Origin of the sequence: Candidatus Poriferisodalis sp., from assembly GCF_965208895.1 — a bacterium.
Classification (GTDB): Bacteria; Actinomycetota; Acidimicrobiia; order Acidimicrobiales; family Poriferisodalaceae; genus Poriferisodalis.
In genome coordinates this window covers 801,352-816,825 of sequence record NZ_OZ242363.1, presented here as the reverse complement: position 1 = coordinate 816,825, position 15,474 = coordinate 801,352, and the positions used below count along the sequence as shown (strand labels likewise).

13 protein-coding genes, 1 tRNA gene and 1 pseudogene are annotated in these 15,474 nt (G+C 67.3%); 10 read left to right on the top strand and 5 right to left on the bottom strand.

Annotation, left to right across the window (positions count from 1 at the left end; genetic code table 11):
• Positions 1-68 precede the first annotated feature (68 nt).
• From ACOGJB_RS03750 to ACOGJB_RS03735, 4 genes are all read left to right on the top strand, one after another.
• Positions 69-3,836 carry an indolepyruvate ferredoxin oxidoreductase family protein gene (locus ACOGJB_RS03750; RefSeq protein WP_419839481.1) on the top strand — a complete coding sequence of 1,256 codons (3,768 nt, stop codon included), beginning with the start codon at positions 69-71 and terminating at the stop codon, positions 3,834-3,836.
• Between the two features lie 84 nt (positions 3,837-3,920).
• Complete coding sequence (locus tag ACOGJB_RS03745; RefSeq protein WP_419839480.1) at positions 3,921-5,039, top strand: prephenate dehydrogenase/arogenate dehydrogenase family protein; 1,119 nt, start codon at positions 3,921-3,923, stop codon at positions 5,037-5,039.
• Positions 5,036-7,132, top strand: coding sequence for a 3-phosphoshikimate 1-carboxyvinyltransferase (aroA, locus tag ACOGJB_RS03740; protein WP_419839479.1), 2,097 nt, complete (start codon positions 5,036-5,038; stop codon positions 7,130-7,132). The genes ACOGJB_RS03745 and aroA overlap by 4 nt, the downstream gene beginning before the upstream one ends.
• On the top strand, positions 7,129-7,824 hold the full coding sequence (locus tag ACOGJB_RS03735; protein ID WP_419839478.1) for a lysophospholipid acyltransferase family protein: 696 nt from the start codon (positions 7,129-7,131) through the stop codon (positions 7,822-7,824). Before aroA ends, ACOGJB_RS03735 begins: the two co-directional genes overlap by 4 nt.
• A gap of 45 nt (positions 7,825-7,869) precedes the next feature.
• Here the strand turns inward: ACOGJB_RS03735 and ACOGJB_RS03730 are convergent, their stop codons facing one another.
• From ACOGJB_RS03730 to ispH, 5 genes are all read right to left on the bottom strand, one after another.
• Entirely contained in the window at positions 7,870-8,112 is a 243-nt protein-coding gene (locus ACOGJB_RS03730; RefSeq protein WP_419839477.1) for a type II toxin-antitoxin system RelE family toxin, read from the bottom strand.
• Positions 8,113-8,130: 18 nt separating this feature from the next.
• Positions 8,131-8,403: a type II toxin-antitoxin system Phd/YefM family antitoxin gene (locus ACOGJB_RS03725; RefSeq protein WP_419839476.1), complete on the bottom strand. Its 273-nt coding sequence runs from the start codon at positions 8,401-8,403 to the stop codon at positions 8,131-8,133.
• Between the two features lie 96 nt (positions 8,404-8,499).
• On the bottom strand, positions 8,500-8,856 hold the full coding sequence (locus tag ACOGJB_RS03720; protein ID WP_419839475.1) for a hypothetical protein: 357 nt from the start codon (positions 8,854-8,856) through the stop codon (positions 8,500-8,502).
• Entirely contained in the window at positions 8,853-9,107 is a 255-nt protein-coding gene (locus tag ACOGJB_RS03715; protein WP_419839474.1) for a hypothetical protein, read from the bottom strand. The genes ACOGJB_RS03720 and ACOGJB_RS03715 overlap by 4 nt, the downstream gene beginning before the upstream one ends.
• Before the next feature lie 144 nt (positions 9,108-9,251).
• Positions 9,252-10,295, bottom strand: coding sequence for a 4-hydroxy-3-methylbut-2-enyl diphosphate reductase (ispH, locus tag ACOGJB_RS03710; protein ID WP_419839473.1), 1,044 nt, complete (start codon positions 10,293-10,295; stop codon positions 9,252-9,254).
• 47 nt (positions 10,296-10,342) lie between these two features.
• Between ispH and ACOGJB_RS03705 the strand changes: the two genes are divergently transcribed.
• From ACOGJB_RS03705 to ACOGJB_RS03680, 6 genes and pseudogenes are all read left to right on the top strand, one after another.
• A complete protein-coding gene (locus ACOGJB_RS03705; RefSeq protein ID WP_419839472.1) occupies positions 10,343-11,935 on the top strand; it encodes a DUF512 domain-containing protein in 1,593 nt (530 codons plus the stop codon).
• Complete coding sequence (der, locus tag ACOGJB_RS03700) at positions 11,932-13,335, top strand: ribosome biogenesis GTPase Der (RefSeq protein ID WP_419839471.1); 1,404 nt, start codon at positions 11,932-11,934, stop codon at positions 13,333-13,335. Before ACOGJB_RS03705 ends, der begins: the two co-directional genes overlap by 4 nt.
• The gene (locus ACOGJB_RS03695; protein WP_419839470.1) at positions 13,332-13,568 is read left to right on the top strand and encodes a hypothetical protein; all 237 of its coding nucleotides are present in this window, start codon (positions 13,332-13,334) and stop codon (positions 13,566-13,568) included. The genes der and ACOGJB_RS03695 overlap by 4 nt, the downstream gene beginning before the upstream one ends.
• 29 nt (positions 13,569-13,597) lie before the next feature.
• Positions 13,598-13,675, top strand: a tRNA-Pro gene (locus ACOGJB_RS03690).
• 32 nt (positions 13,676-13,707) lie between these two features.
• Positions 13,708-14,079: pseudogene (locus tag ACOGJB_RS03685) on the top strand (DUF427 domain-containing protein).
• Positions 14,080-14,402: 323 nt separating this feature from the next.
• Positions 14,403-15,464, top strand: a complete 1,062-nt coding sequence (locus ACOGJB_RS03680; RefSeq protein ID WP_419839469.1) for a hypothetical protein — start codon at positions 14,403-14,405, stop codon at positions 15,462-15,464.
• Positions 15,465-15,474: the final 10 nt, after the last annotated feature.

The window sequence follows — 15,474 nt, the reverse complement described above, 5'->3', positions numbered from 1 at the left end:
GGACGTGACGCACGGAGGGCCTCTGGCATGACCGACGCGAATCGCTGCCAGTACACGGGAGCACGAAGATGAGCCTCGCTGAGACGTACCGGCTGTCGGGGCGCTACACCGACGACAGCGGCACGACGTTCATGACCGGGCTGCAGGCGCTGGCTCGCCTGCCGATCGAACAGCTGCGGGCCGACCGGCGCGCCGGGCTGCGTACGGCCGCCTTCGTTTCGGGCTACCCGGGTTCGCCCCTCGGCGGGTATGACGCCGCGGTCGAGGCGGCCCGCAGCGCAACCGATCTGCCGATCGTCCATTCGCCGGCTGTCAATGAGGAGCAGGCCGCGACCGCTGTCATGGGCAGCCAGCTGGCCACCAGCCGGCCCGATGCCACCTACGACGGCGTGCTCGGGTTGTGGTACGCGAAGGCGCCCGGCGTGGACCGCGCTACCGATGCGCTGCGCCATGCGGTGTTCGCCGGCGCTGATCCCTGCGGCGGCGCAGTCGCCATCGCCGGCGACGACCCCGCCGCCAAGAGCTCGACGATCCCCTCGAGCTCTGCGGGGTCGATGGCTGACCTGCACATCCCCGTGCTCTATCCGGGCACGCCCGCCGAAGCGCTCGACCTGGGCCGCCACGCGATTGCGATGTCTCGGACGACGGGGCTGTGGACGGGTCTCAAGATCGCGGCCGATGTGGCAGACGGCGCCGCGACGGTGCTGCTGGATCCCGACAGGTTCGACCCGGTCATCCCGCTGGTCGACGGCGAGCTGTACCGCCACCGGCCCGACGGCTACCTCCTCACGCCCCACACGGTCGACATCGAGCGCGAGATTGTCGAAGTCCGCTACGAGCTGGCCATCGCGTATGCGGCGGCCAACCACCTGAACGACGCCACCGTCGACCCGCCCGATGCCTGGATTGCAATCGTGGCGTCGGGCATTACCTACCGCGAGGTTCGCGAGGCGCTGCGGCGTCTGGGCCTCGGCAGCGACGAATCGATTCGAGACGCCGGCGTGCGGCTCGTGCGGATGGGCATGCCCATTCCGTTCAGCGCCGAACGGGCCCGCCACTTCGCTCGTGGCGTCACGGAGATCTTCGTGATCGAGGAGAAGAGCCCCAACATCGAATCGCTGCTGAAGGACTCCCTCTACAACCAGTCGCACCATCCCCGCATCGTCGGCAAGACCGACGAGCACGACCGGTCGCTGCTCGCCTCGTTCGGCGCGCTGACCGCTGACGACTTCATCGAGCCGCTGCGCAGGCGACTGGAGGTTCGCATCGGTGACCGGCTGGTGCCCGCCCGCCCCGAACGCGTGCGCATCGAGCTTCCGTTGGCACTGCCGCCCGAACAGAGCCGCTCGCCGTATTTCTGTTCCGGTTGCCCGCACAATCGTTCCACCGAGGTACCCGACGGTGCCGTGGTCGGTGCCGGTATCGGCTGCCACACCATGGCGCTGTTCATGGATCCTGAGCGAGTCGGCGACATCGTGAGCGTGACGTGCATGGGCCAGGAAGGCACGCAGTGGATCGGCATGTCGCCCTTCGTGGAGACCCAGCACATCTTCCAGAACCTGGGCGACGGCACCTATTTCCACAGCGGGCAGCTGGCGATTGTGGGCGCCGTGGCTTCGGGCACCAATATCACCTACAAACTCCTGTGGAACCGAGCCGTCGCGATGACTGGGGGGCAAGATCCCGCCGGTCAGCTGGAGGTGCCCGACGTGGCAGCCGGGCTGCTCGCGGATGGCGTAGCCAAGGTGCTCATCACCACTGATGACCCCACGGCATACCGGAGCCGTGCCCTGCCTTCGGGCGTCGAGGTCTGGCACCGCGATCGTCTGATTGAAGCTCAGGAGATGCTCGCCGGCATCGACGGCGTCACCGTGCTGATCCACGATCAGCAGTGCGCGGCCGAGGCGCGGCGGGCCCGCAAGCGAGGCACCCAGCCGACGCCTGCCAAGCGAGTGGTGATCAACGAGCGAATCTGCGAAGGGTGCGGCGACTGCGGCGCCAAGAGCAACTGCCTGTCGGTGCAGCCCGTCGACACGTTCTTCGGCCGCAAGACCCGCATCGACCAGACGTCATGCAACTTGGACTACTCGTGTCTGGACGGCGACTGCCCGTCGTTCATGACGGTCAGCGAGCCCGGGCCATTGCGCGCGGCAGTACGCGAGATGCTGGCGCCGCTGCGACGCACCCGCACGCCTGCCACCGGTGATATATCGGACGATGCTGTCAGGCCCGAGCCGCCTGATGAGCTTCCCGATCCGGTGCCGCTGGTGGGTCCCGATGAGGTGTCGGTGCGCATGTGCGGGATCGGCGGGACCGGCGTCGTGACGGTGAACCAGTTGCTCGGCACAGCGGCGATGTTCGACGGCTTCGAGGTGCGAGGTCTCGACCAGATCGGGCTGTCGCAGAAGGCGGGAACGGTCGTGGGTGATCTGCGGCTGAGGCGGATCGGCGGGCCGGCAACGGCACGCCTCGGCAGCGGCCAAGCCGACGTCATCGTGGCCTTCGATCTGCTCGTGGCGGCATCGGCGGCGGGCCTCGATGTGGCCGACCCCAACCGGACGATGGTGGTCGGTTCGACGTCGCCGACGCCGACCGGCGCCATGGTTGCCGATCCGGGCATCGACATGCCGGCGACCCAGGATCTGCTCGACCGGGTGGCTGCGGTCACCGTCGAAGGCAGCCGGCACTGGGCCGACGTCGCTTCGCTCGTGACGGCGCTGTGCGGCTCTGCGGTGAGCGCGAACGTCTTCGTGGTCGGCATGGCCATCCAGGCGGGTGCATTGCCGATCACACCGGCCAGCGTGGAGTCCGCCGTCGAGCTGAACGGCGTGGCAGTCGCGCAGAACATCGTTGCGTTCCGTTGGGGACGAGCGATGATCTGTGATCCCGCGATGGTGACGGCGGCCGCAGAGCAGTACACGGCCGCTGCAGCAGACCGCGGTACCTCCGACTCCGCAGGGGCCGATGTGCGCAGTGTCGGTGAGTCGGGGCCGTCGAGCGCCCTGTCAGGGCGCTTGGCGTCCCGCATCGATGAGATGGTGGACGGGTTGGCCAGCGAGGGATCTACGGGAGACCTCGACGGGCTCCGTGCGGGACTGCGCCGGTACGTCAGCGAGCTGCGCGCCTACCAGTCAGATCGGCTGGCAGCGCAGTTCCTCGACGCGGTGGAACGCGTGGCGCATGCGGACCAAGCCGCCGGAGACGGGTCCGTGCGGTTGACCGCAACCGCCGCAGCGGGGCACTTCAAGCTCATGGCCTACAAGGATGAGTACGAGGTCGCCCGACTCATGTGCGATCCCGAAGCGAATACAGCGGCCACCGACGTGGCGGCATCCGTCGGCGGCACGGTGTCATGGAGTCTGCACCCGCCGTTGCTGCGGGTGCTGGGGCGCACCGCCAAGATCCGGTTCTCGACATCGTGGCGACCCCTCTTCGCATTGCTGGCGCGTGGCAAGCGCCTGCGAGGTCGCTGGTGCGACCCGTTCGGCCATACCGAAATCCGCCGGACCGAGCGGTTGCTGCCAGGCGAGTACAGGGAGGCTCTCGAAGCGGCGCTCGAGGCGCTCGAGCGGGACGCGGGTGCGGCCCGTCGTGAGGCTGAGCCGGTAGGCGAAGCCGTGGCCCGAGCGGCCCGTGAGCGCAGCGAACAAGAGCGGGAAATGAATGGCATTTCAGCGGGAAGGCACAGCAGTTCGCGCAGTCTCTATGAGCAGGCCGTTGCCATCGCCAGGCTCGCTGAGCTGGTGCGCGGCTACGAAGACGTCAAGATGGCCACGGTGGCAACGTTCCGTGCCGAACTTGGTGAACATGTCGGCGAGCTGGCGCCGCGTGCCTGAGTGACCTGGTTGGGCGATCGCTGCCCGCAGAATCTCACCGGATCCACGCTGGGGACATTCAGAGCCATCGGTACCCTTCGGTGCGTGGCCTCGAGTCCTGCCGAAACAACGCGGCTGCGGTCGCACACCGACTCGTCGTCGAGGCGCGCCCAAGTCGTGGGCACGGGCTTGATCGGCGGATCTGTCGCAGCCGCACTGCGCAAGTCGGGATGGCACGTGACCGGGCGCGATGCCGTTGGCGACTACGCACAGCGAGCATTCGAGCTCGGCTGCCTCGATGCCGTCGGCACGGATCCCGACGCGACGTTCTGCGTGGTGGCGGTGCCTGCCGCTCTGCTGGCCGATCAGGTTGCGGCTGCGCTGGTCGACACGGCAGCCACGGGCGCCGTGGTGACCGATACGGGCAGCGTCAAGACGCCCGTCGCCCGAGCAATCGCCGACCCCCGCTTCGTGCCGGGTCATCCGATGGCCGGCTCGGAACAGGAAGGCATCGAGGGCGCGAACCCGGACATGTTCGCCGGCGCAGTGTGGACGCTGACGCCGAACGAGACCACTGACGACGATGCGCTGCGGTCCTGCCAGGCAGTGCTGGCAGGGTTCGGGTCCGATGTCGTGACGATGACGCCCGAACGTCACGATGCCCTCGTTGCGGTGGTCAGCCATGTGCCGCACCTCGCTGCGGCATCGCTGATGTGCCTGGCCGACGACCGAGCCCTCGACGACGCACCGCTGCTTCGCCTCGCCGCAGGCGGATTCCGGGACATGACACGGATTGCCGCTGGTCATCCAGGCATCTGGCTGGACATCTGCGGCGAGAACCGTGACGCCATTGTGAGCGTGCTCGACGAGCTGGCTGAGCGAATGGCGCGGATGCGAGATGTCGTAGCTGAGGCAGACCGCGACGGACTGCGCGCCGTGCTCACCCAGGCGCGGCGCGCGCGCACCAACCTGCCGTCCCGCTACGTGCGACCCCAGGAGATGCTCGAGGTGCGGGTGCCGATCCCTGACCGCAAGGGCCAGATCGCAGCCATCACCATGCTCGCCGCGGATTGTGACGTGAACGTGGCCGACATCGAGGTGGCCCACTCGCCCGAAGGCGCCGAAGGCGTGCTGGTGCTGGTGGTGGCACGCACCGAGGCGCAGCGCTTCCTGGCGGCTCTGGCCGGGCAGGGCTATCACCCCACGACGCGCGATCTGGCATGAGCGCCGGACGGGCGATCGGGGTCATCGACCCTTTCACCAATGGCGCGTCGGGCACCGCGCGTTTGCCGGGTTCCAAGAGCATCACGAATCGGGCGGTGCTGTGCGCCGCCTTGGCTTCGGGGCGCAGCACACTCGACGGTGTCCTGTTCGCGGACGACACCGAGGCGATGATCGAGGCGGTGACCGCCCTCGGCGCGGTGGTGCGGGTCAACCGCGGCAAACGCCGACTCGTCGTCGACGGCATCGGCGGCCGGCGATCCCGATCCCATGACGCCGCAGACGAGCCGGTCATGGTGCACGCGCGGTCATCGGGCACGACCGCTCGGTTCATCCTGCCGGTCATGGCAGCCCTCGGCGGCCGGTGGCTGCTCGACGGCGATCCCCAGCTGCGCACGCGCCCGCTGGATGATCTGCTCGCGGCGCAGCGCTCGCTGGGTGTCGAGGTGCACGAGCTCGGCGAGCACGGCTGCCTGCCGATCGAAGTGATCTCCGCCGGCGATGTTGACGCACCACTGCTGCGCCACGTGCGGATCCGGGCCGATACCTCCAGCCAGTTCGCGACCGGGCTGCTGCTCGCGGGACCGCTGCGCGGCGGCATCCACGTGGAGATCGACGCGGCGTTCGACACCGTGAGCCGGCCGTACATCGACATGACGGTGGCGGTCATGGAGGCGTTCGGCGCCAACGTCGTCGTGCCCAGTGCCGATCGTTTCGTCGTGACCGAAGGCGGCTATCGCTCGACGGTGTACCCGATCGAGCCGGATGCTTCAGCAGCGAGCTACGTCTGGGCAACGGCTGCGCTGTGCGGCGGCGAGGTGCGAGTGGAGGGGCTCGGCAGCAACAGCATCCAAGGCGATGTGCGCTTCGCCGAGGTTCTCGGCGAGATGGGCGCGGAAGTCACGGTGAGCGACGATGCCATCACGGTCGGCGCGCCGCCGGGCGGGACGCTGCGTGGAGGCTCGTTCGACCTGCGCGACTTCTCCGACACCGCGCAGACGCTGGCAGCGGTGGCGGCGTTTGCCGAGGGCACCACTGCCATCGAGGGCATCGGCTTCATCCGCCGCAAGGAGACTGACCGCATCGCCAATACGGCGGCCGAGCTCGCTAGGCGCGGCATCGACGCCGTTGCCGAACCCGATGGCATCACCATCCGCCCGAACCCCTTCGGGCTCCGGGCGGGCCTCGTGGACTGTCATGGCGATCACCGCATGGCGATGGCGATGACGCTCGTAGGTTTGCGGGTGGCCGGGATCGACATCGACGACCCGGATTGCGTCGCCAAGACGTTCCCCGACTTCTTCGATGCGCTCGAATCGCTCAGGGCTTCGCCGGATTCGCTCTCGGGGCCGACCGAGCCCTCCGGTCCGGTCATCGCCATCGACGGTCCTGCAGCGTCAGGCAAGTCCAGCGTGGCTCGTGCTGTGGCGGCTGAGCTTGGAATGGACTATCTCGACACGGGGGCGATGTACCGGGCGGTGGCGTGGGCAGCCCTGCAAGCGGGCATCGATATCACCGACCAGGCAGCGGTAGCGAAGATTGCACGCACGGCGGAGATCGAGATCTCCAGCGCGAATGGCGCCCAGCGGGTCACCGTTGACGGTGACGATGCCACGGCGGCGATCCGCAGCGCAGAGGTGGATCGCCACGTCAGCGTGGTGGCCGCCAACCCGCAGGTGCGTTGGGTGCTGACCCGCCGTCAGCGTGATTGGGCGAACCGCGTGGGCGGGGGAGTGATGGAGGGTCGCGACATCGGCAGCGTGGTGTTCCCCGACGCCGTGCTCAAGGTGTTCCTCACCGCCGCTGCGGCCGAGCGGGCCCGCCGCCGACTGATCCAGCAAGCGGTTGCCGCCGGCAGAGCGGATGGCGCGAATCCCGATGGCGAGGCGGTCGCCGAGCTGGCAGCGGAGCTGAGCGCGCGGGATCGGCTCGACTCGGGCAGGGTTGACTCGCCGTTGCGAGTGGCACCCGGAGCGGTCATTGTTGACACGAGCGAGCTGTCTCAGGACGAGGCCGTCGAGACCATCACCGCGTTATACCGCCTCGCGACCGAGCCCCAGGAAACTGTTGGCCCGCATCGGGCGGGGCGCCGATGAGCGGAACCGACCGACCCGAGACCGAGCTGCGCGACGGGCCGCTGAACAGAGCCGTCTACAAGATCATGAAGTACGCCATCTGGGGGGTCTTTCGGGCCTGGAACCGCATCTGCGTCGACGGGCTGGAGAATCTGCCCGACGGCCCGTGCGTGTGGGTGCCCAACCATCGCAGCTACATCGACACGCCGATTCATGCCGCGATTCCAGCGCGGATGCGGGTAATGGGCAAGGACTCGATGTGGAAGTACCGCTTCTCAGCCTGGCTGTTCACGACGATCGGCTGCTTCCCGGTGAACCGCGACGCGCCTGATCGGGCGGCACTGCGCACTGCACTGGATGCACTGCGCCACGGCGACGACCCGGTCGTGATGTTCGGCGAGGGCGAGCGCAAGGACGGCCCGCGCGTGCTGCCGCTCATGGACGGACCGGTGTACCTGGCAGCGCGGGCACAGGTGCCGATCGTGCCCGTCGGCATCGGCGGCACGGCCGCGGCCATGCCGCGCGGCGCCAAGTTCATGTACCCGCGGCGCATCAAGTTCATCATCGGCGAACCGATGGACCCGCCGCCGCCAGGGCCCAATGGCCGGGTGTCGCGCCGAGCAGTGAGCGAACTCACCGAGGAGCTGCGCGAGCGCATCCAGGAGCTGTACGACCAGGCACAAGCCGACGTCGGCACACCCAACGTGCGCTGAGCGACCTGACTCTGTCGCATCTCGCCCGGCCGAACTCGGTCTGCCTCAGCGGTAGGCGTCCTTGCGCGGGGTGATAGCGGCGATGCGGATCACGTGGCCCGAGACTCGATAGATGATGCGGTGGCTTCGGCTGAGGCGGGTCGAGCGCAGACCGCGTAGCTGTCCTTGCAGCCTTTTGCCGAGCGCTGGGTTGTGGCCGAGGCGCCGGATAATCTCTATCGCCCGTTTGCGTTGCTGTTCGGGCAGGTCTCTCAGCGACTTGGCAGCACTGCGAGACAGCTCGGGCACGGCCGAGATCTTGTGCTGCTAGATCTCGTCGAGTCGAACGAATTCGCCGGCGGCGAATTCGGCCTCGCCCTGTGCGATGGCTGTCATCGTGTCGCTGTCGCCCAGGATGTTCAGGGTCTCGATGAGCGATTCGTACTCGTCGCTCGACACGATGACGGCCACCGGCCGTCCGTGCTTGGTGATGACGCACTGTGTCCCTGTCCGGTCGATCTCGTCGACGATCTCGCTGAGGTTGCTGCGAACGTCGGTCAAGGGCGCCGTCGCTGGGATCGGATCGAGCCGCGATGACACAGCGTCACTGTACATATTTCTGTGCAGAAGTTGCGACTGATACTTCGGTGGCTGAGCGAGGCCGCATGTCGGCCCGGTGAATCGGAGTGCCGGCTGTCACAGCTCGGCTGCGTTGGCGCCGAGTCTGTGCATATCGGCTGCGTCGGTGGTGAGGACCTTGACGTCGAGTTGGTCGGCAAGCACGGCGAGGCTCGCGTCGACGACATCGCTCGTGCCGGTGCGGGCACAGCGCTGGCCGATGACGCGAGGGTCCCCGAAGGGGTACACGTTGACCGACTTGACGAGCATCGCCAAGGGCACCTGTCTGGCAGGTTCGCGCCATGCTTGGGCCAGGGCAGCATCGTTCGTCGCCGGGATCACTCCGTCGGCGTGCATCTGGCGGACCAGCGCCAACACGACACGCCTTTTCGAAGGGTTGTCGAGCGCGATGAACACGCCGGCGTCGAGAATCACCGGCTTGACCAGATCTCCTCGGCGCGGGCCGTCTCCGCCTCGGTCGGCTCTCCCCATTCGGCGGTCGCCCACTCGACGAATTCGTTCATGGCATCAAGCTGAGCGTCTCTCGTGGCCAAGAGCCGGAGCCCTTCTTCGACTGCCTCGCGTTCGGTGCGACGCCGAGCTGCAGTCGACCTGAGGTCGCCCAGCGCTTGAGGCCCAAGGAACATCGCCTTGCGCTTCGGCTTGTCAAAGATGGCTTCAGGCATACAACCAGCATACGTCGGCATGCAAACAGTGCAGGATTCGGTGTCGGGGTCGCTTGGCGGAAGGCGTCGGCGCTCCCGGCAGTCCGAGTTCTAGCATCACTCGATTCATGAGGTCTACTGAATTTTCCTGAAATATGGCGAAAGTTAAGATGCCGCAGAGGCGAGTCCAGCGAGCACATCGCTCGCGGCTGTCGTGCGGTCAGCGGCGCTCACGCGCGCCGAAGGCGCGACGGCGAGGGTGGCATGCACGGCAGCCTCCATGGCGCTGAGGAGGTCGCGCAGTTCTCGCGGCGGGGGAAAGTACTCGTCCTCGTCGGTGATGGTCACTTCGGTGGTGCCGTCCTGGGGAGCCAGCTTGGCGATGACCGCCTCGACGAGTTCCTCCGGCGCGGACGCCCCAGCGGTGACGCCCACGGTGCCGAACAGATTGTCGGGCAGCTCGGAGGCGGCGTTCACGCGCAGCACGCGCTCGCAACCCGACTCGGCGGCCACCTTGGCGAGGGCCATGGTGTTCGAGGAATTCGCCGAGCCGATGACCACCACCGTGTCGCAGCCGGGCGCGATCTTCTCGAGGGCGCCTTGGCGGTTGGTGGTGGCAAAACAGAGGTCCGAGCGCCCCGCCATCCAGACGTCGCCGAAGCGAGCCTTGGCGGCGTCGGCAACATCGGACCAGTCGCGGTGGCTCAGCGTGGTCTGAGCCAGCACGGCCACCGGTGCATCGGTGTCGTCGAGCGAGTCGATGTCGGCGGGCTCGGACACCAGCGAGATCGACTCAGGTGCCACCGCCATCGTGCCAACCGCTTCGTCATGACCCTCGTGGCCGACATAGACGACCCGAAAGCCCTTGCCGGCGCGCACCCGCACCTCGTGGTGCACCTTGGTGACCAGCGGGCACACTGCGTCGACCACGTAGCCTCCCCGCAGGCGAGCCTGCGACACCACCTCGGGTGCCGAACCGTGCGCTGACAGCATGAGCGGCCGCCCTGCCGGCACCTCCGCGACATCGTCGACGAACACCACACCGAGCCGCTCGAACCGGTCGACCACAAGGCGGTTGTGGACGATCTCGTGGTAGCAGTACACCGGCGGCGGGAACGAGCGGACGAGCCAGGCGAGCGCCTTGATGGCCATTTCCACGCCGGCACAGAAGCCGCGGGGCGCAGCCAGCAGCACCCGGTCCACAGCCACCCAGACGACGCTACCGACACGGCACGTCGGGTTCCTATCCTGAGTGTGTGTCAAGGCCGGTTGTGGTGGCGGTGGAGCCCGGCTCGGCGGCCGAGATCGCTGGGTTGGCCCCCGGCGACGAGGTGATGTCGATCTCCGGCGTCGTGCCCACCGACGTCATCGCCTGGCAGCTGCTGGTGGACGAAGCCGATCCCACCCTCGCGGTGCTGCGCGGCGGGCACGAGGTCACGGTCGGCGTCGGCAAGGCCGCCGGGGTGCCGCTCGGCGCCGAGGTGCATGCGGCGATCTTCGACCGGGTGCAGACCTGCGACAACCACTGCGAGTTCTGCTTCATCTACCAACTTCCGCCCGGGCTGCGCCGCAGCCTCTACTTGAAGGACGACGACTACCGGCTGTCGTTCCTGTACGGGAACTTCACAACGCTCACCCGATTCACCGAGCTGGATCTCGAACGGGTGCTCGATGAGCGCTTGTCGCCGCTGTACGTGTCGATCCACGCCACCGATCCCGAAATCCGGGCTCGGATGCTGCGCAACCCGCGAGGCGCGACCAGCCTGCGGTGGCTCAGTGCTCTGCTCGACGGAGGCATCGAGGTACACGGCCAGGTGGTGGTGTGCCCAGGCGTCAACGACGGGGCCGTGCTGGCCGACACGCTGCTGGGCGTGCTGGATCGCTTTGGGTCACTGGAGACGCTGGCCGTGGTGCCGCTGGGCGTGAGCTCGCACCAGCGGGAGCCGGCGATGCGCCCGCACACCGCCGCCGAAGCTGCAGCGGTTGTCGACCTGTGCGAGGAGTGGCAGCAGCGCTTTTGCGATGTGCTGGGCAGGCGACTGGTGTACGCCGCCGACGAGTACTACCTGCTGGCGGGCCGCCCCTTCCCGCCCGCAGCCACCTATGGCGACTTCCCGATGCACGAGGACGGCATCGGCATGGCGCGGGCGTTCGAGCAGGAATTCATGTCTGCGGGCACAGGCGGATGGAGCGATGCCGGCCGCGAGCCCCCTCCCGAGCCCGCCGCGACCCACCGGGCACCGGCCGCGGGGTTCTTCTCGTGGGTGGACGGGGCCCCCGCCGAGGGCTACCGGGCCGTTCGCGCTCCCGGGCACGGGGCGAATCGCAGCGGGGAGATCGACCCCGGCGGCCTGCCGCTGTCGCTGCGCCCGACCCCGGTGACCCTGTCGTCGCGGTCCCCGCAGCGGCGAGGCCGCGGCCACCAGGACCGCCCGATCGGCATTCTCACCGGCACCTATGGTGCTGCGGTGCTGGGTCCGCTGGTGGCTGCGTGGCGCAGCGAGACCGAAGCCGCCATCGCCCCGCCGTCCCCCGACGTGCGGGTCATCGCCGTTCCCAACGAATTCTTCGGCGGCAACATCGGTGTCACGGGCCTGCTCGCCGGTGCCGACATCGCAGCCACGCTGCACTCCGAGCCGGCGGGTCACCGCTACCTCGTGGCCGATGTGTGCCTGTCGGGCGGGCGGTTCCTGGACGGCGTCGCACCGGCGGACCTGCCGCGCGACGTTGAGATCGTCCCGACCAGCGGTGCGGCGCTGCGGCGGCTGCTCGACACCGCAGTCGTGCCCGAGCATGGGCGCTCCGGCGCCGAGCCAGCCGCACCCACCGCAGCGGGAGCGCCGCGATGAGCGCAGATCTGCCGGTCGTCGGCATCGTGGGCCGGCCCAACGTGGGCAAGTCCACCCTGTTCAACCGGCTGGTCGGGCGCCGCGAGGCGGTCGTGGCGCCTGAACCGGGCGTGACGAGGGATCGCAAGGCAGCCGGGGCCGCTTGGCGAGGCCACCGGTTCGTGGTGGTGGACACGGGTGGTTGGTCGGCTGTCGGCGACGTGCTCGACGGCAAGGTGTCGCACCAGAGCGAGCGAGCGATGGCCGACGCCGATGTGCTGCTGCTGGTGGTCGACGTGACGGTCGGCATCACCGAGCCCGACGCCCGCATCGCCGCCATGCTGCGGCGCAGCGGCCGACCGACCCTGGTCGTGGCCAACAAGGCGGACAGCGGATCCCGTGACGACGGCCGGTGGGATTTCAATCGCCTGGGACTCGGCGAAGCTTGGGCAATGTCTGCCCTCCACGGCCGCAACGTCGGCGACATGCTCGATCGCGTGCTGGAACTGCTCGAGCTGGACGAGGCCGACATCCCCCGCAGTCTCCCTGGGAGCGACGAGATGGGTTCAGATGCTGCCGGCGAGCCCATTGCGGCGGGCGGCGGGAGCGGCGAGGACTCGGTCGGCGGAGGCGAGGATCCCGTCGACGAAGAAGCGGACGTGCCCGCAGTGGCCATCGTGGGGCGGCCCAATGTCGGCAAGTCGACGCTGTTCAACCGGCTCATCGGCGATGAACGCTCGGTCACCCACGACCGGCCCGGCACAACCCGCGACACCATCGACACGCTCGTAGAAACCGAAGCGGGCCCGGTGCGATTCGTCGACACCGCGGGCATGCGGCGCAAGGCCCGGGTCGACGCAGATACCGAGTACTACGCCAATCTGCGGGCTCTTCGCGCCATCGACGCCTGCGACGTGTCGCTGCTGGTCATCGACGCCGCCGAAGGTGTAACGGCGCAGGATCAGCGTCTCGCCGAGCGCATCGATGCGGCCGGCTGCCCCATCTTGGTGCTGCTCAACAAGTGGGAGACGCTGGACCCAGAGCACCGTGAGGGCGTACTGGGGGAGCTGGCACGTCGCCTGCATTTTGTCGGGGAAGCGCCCGTGCTGCGCATCAGCGCACTGACGGGACGGGGAGTGCACCGGCTGGTGCCTGCGATCTCCGCCGCGATGGAGGCATATGAATCGAGGGCGCCGACCGCCAAGGTGAACGAGATTGTCCAGCTCGCGCAGTCCGCGCAGCCGGCGCCCGGCGGCGCCCGAGTGCTGTACGCCACCCAGGCCGCGACACAGCCGCCGACGTTCACGCTGTTCGCGAACCGCGAAATCCCGGCCACCTACCTGCGATATCTCGAGCGGCGCTTGCGGGAGGAATTGGGCTTGGCGAAGACGCCGCTCAAACTCAGGGTGCGGCGACGATGAGGCCGCTGTCTGGACGACGCGAAACGGCCCCGCCCGCCCAGCGGCAGAATCGCCGGCCGTCGCCCCAGGTCCACGACCATCCGCGCACGCCCCTGGGCAGCGAAGGCGACCCTCCGCAGCCGCAGCGCTCGAGCGCGCCCTGGCACTTCTGGCTCGTCGTCGTCATGGCCAGCGTGTACCTGGGCTGGCGCGCGGTTGAAGGCGTCGTGTGGCTGATCCAGTGGGTCGCCTGAGCGATCGAGCCAGTATCGTGCCAGCGGTACGGGCTGTGGCGCAGTCTGGTTAGCGCACTGGTCTGGGGGACCAGGGGTCGGAGGTTCAAATCCTCTCAGCCCGACCACAGTGAGGTCCGAGACGCCAAGGAGACACATCATGAGCAGTGCAGCGACGAAGCAACGCAAGCCCGAGATAGCAGTCGTCGAAGAGCCGGGACGGGTCACCGTCGAGGTGGACGGCGTGGTCGTGGCAGATTCGACGTCTGCGGTGGTGCTCACCGAGGGACGCCTGCCGCCGCGCCACTACCTGCCTGTCTCGGACCTGAAGATGGACGTGTTCATCCCGAACGACTCATCGACCCATTGACCGTGGAAGGGCGATGCCCGCTACTGGTCAGTAGCAGTCAACGGTCAGCGCTTTGACGACATCGTGTGGTCGTATCCCGATCCGATCCCTGAAATGGCCGAGATCGCCGGGCTGATGAGCTTCTACGCCGAGCGCGACGAAGTGTCCCAGATCATCTCCTGACATCGACGGAGCCTCGCTGCCATGAACGACCGTGGTGTCGCGGGATTCCCCCGATTCAGGCCCGCACCCGCATGGCACTGTCGCCGCCTTGAGCGCGAACCGCCCGTAATCGTTACAGGCAGGTCTGGAGAATTCTGAGAGGCTGCAGAATCATGGAATCTGACCAAGCAGCGCTCGACAGAGTAGAGCGCCAGCAGAGCCTCGCCGCTGATGCAGCGTCTGAATCGAGGTCTGCAATGGGCGGAACTCCGCCTTCGGCGGCGAGTCCGCAGCGAGTGCGCTACGCGTCTGTGGACACATTCCGGGGCGCTGTCCTCGGTCTCATGATATTCGTCGCACCAGCGACAGGACTCGCAGGTCACTATCCAATGCTCGGGCATGCCGAATGGAACGGAATCACAATTGGTGACCTCGTTTTTCCTTCCTTCCTGGTCACGAGCGGGCTGAGCCTTTCGTTCCTATTGCGTGCACCGCTTGTGCGGGCGACGTATGCGCGATTGATTCGGCGACTGCTGGCGCTCATTGTGCTGGGTTTGGCCTATAATGCCTACGGGGACACTTGGCTTGATCTCTCAGACCTTCGGTTCACCGGTGTTCTGCAGATGATAGGAATATCCGGTGCCTGTGCTGCGTTCTTGATTCTGATAGCTCGGAAGTGGAGCGAGACTGATCGTGTGGGACTGCTGATCGGTATTGCGACTGCCATGCTTGTGGCGTATGGAATCGGACTCTATAGTGGCTCTTGCGGACCTGCAGGCCGGTGCAGTGTCTATTCTGGCATCGATGCTGCCCTGCTGGGGGCAAGCCATCTATATCGAGGCGGACAAGCAGGTTTCGACCCTGAAGGCATCATGGCCTCTCTCGCAGCTACGGCATTTGTGCTTTTCGGTTTCAGCGCCGGCACCATGCTGCAAAGACATGGCAGCCTAGACTTTCGCAAAGTCCTCATGGGCGTGGGCGCACTTGTCGCGTACTGCCTCGCTAGCGGCCTAGCGCTGTCGTTGTGGATGTTGCCCAACAAGCGACTCATGACGCCCGCATTCGTGATGTTCACGACGGCTATTGCATTGGCAGCTTTCGGAATTATATACCTGCTCATGGATGCGCGTTCCGACAACCATTCTGAGCAGCGCAACCGTCGATGGGTATGGCTATCCGTGGCGCTAGGCCGAAATGCTCTCGTGGTGTACTTGCTGGAGCGGATGCTGTATCAAACCGCTAAGTTTGTACACTTCGGTGATAGGTCAGTGCAGACTCTGTTGCTTGACGACTTCTTGCCGTTCGGTATTCCGAGAGCCCATCTGATCTATTCTGGGATCGTTCTCGTAATCATTCTGGGCGTCACCGGTACCCTGCACCGCCGTCGCGCCTACTGGGCACTTTAGATTAGGCTGC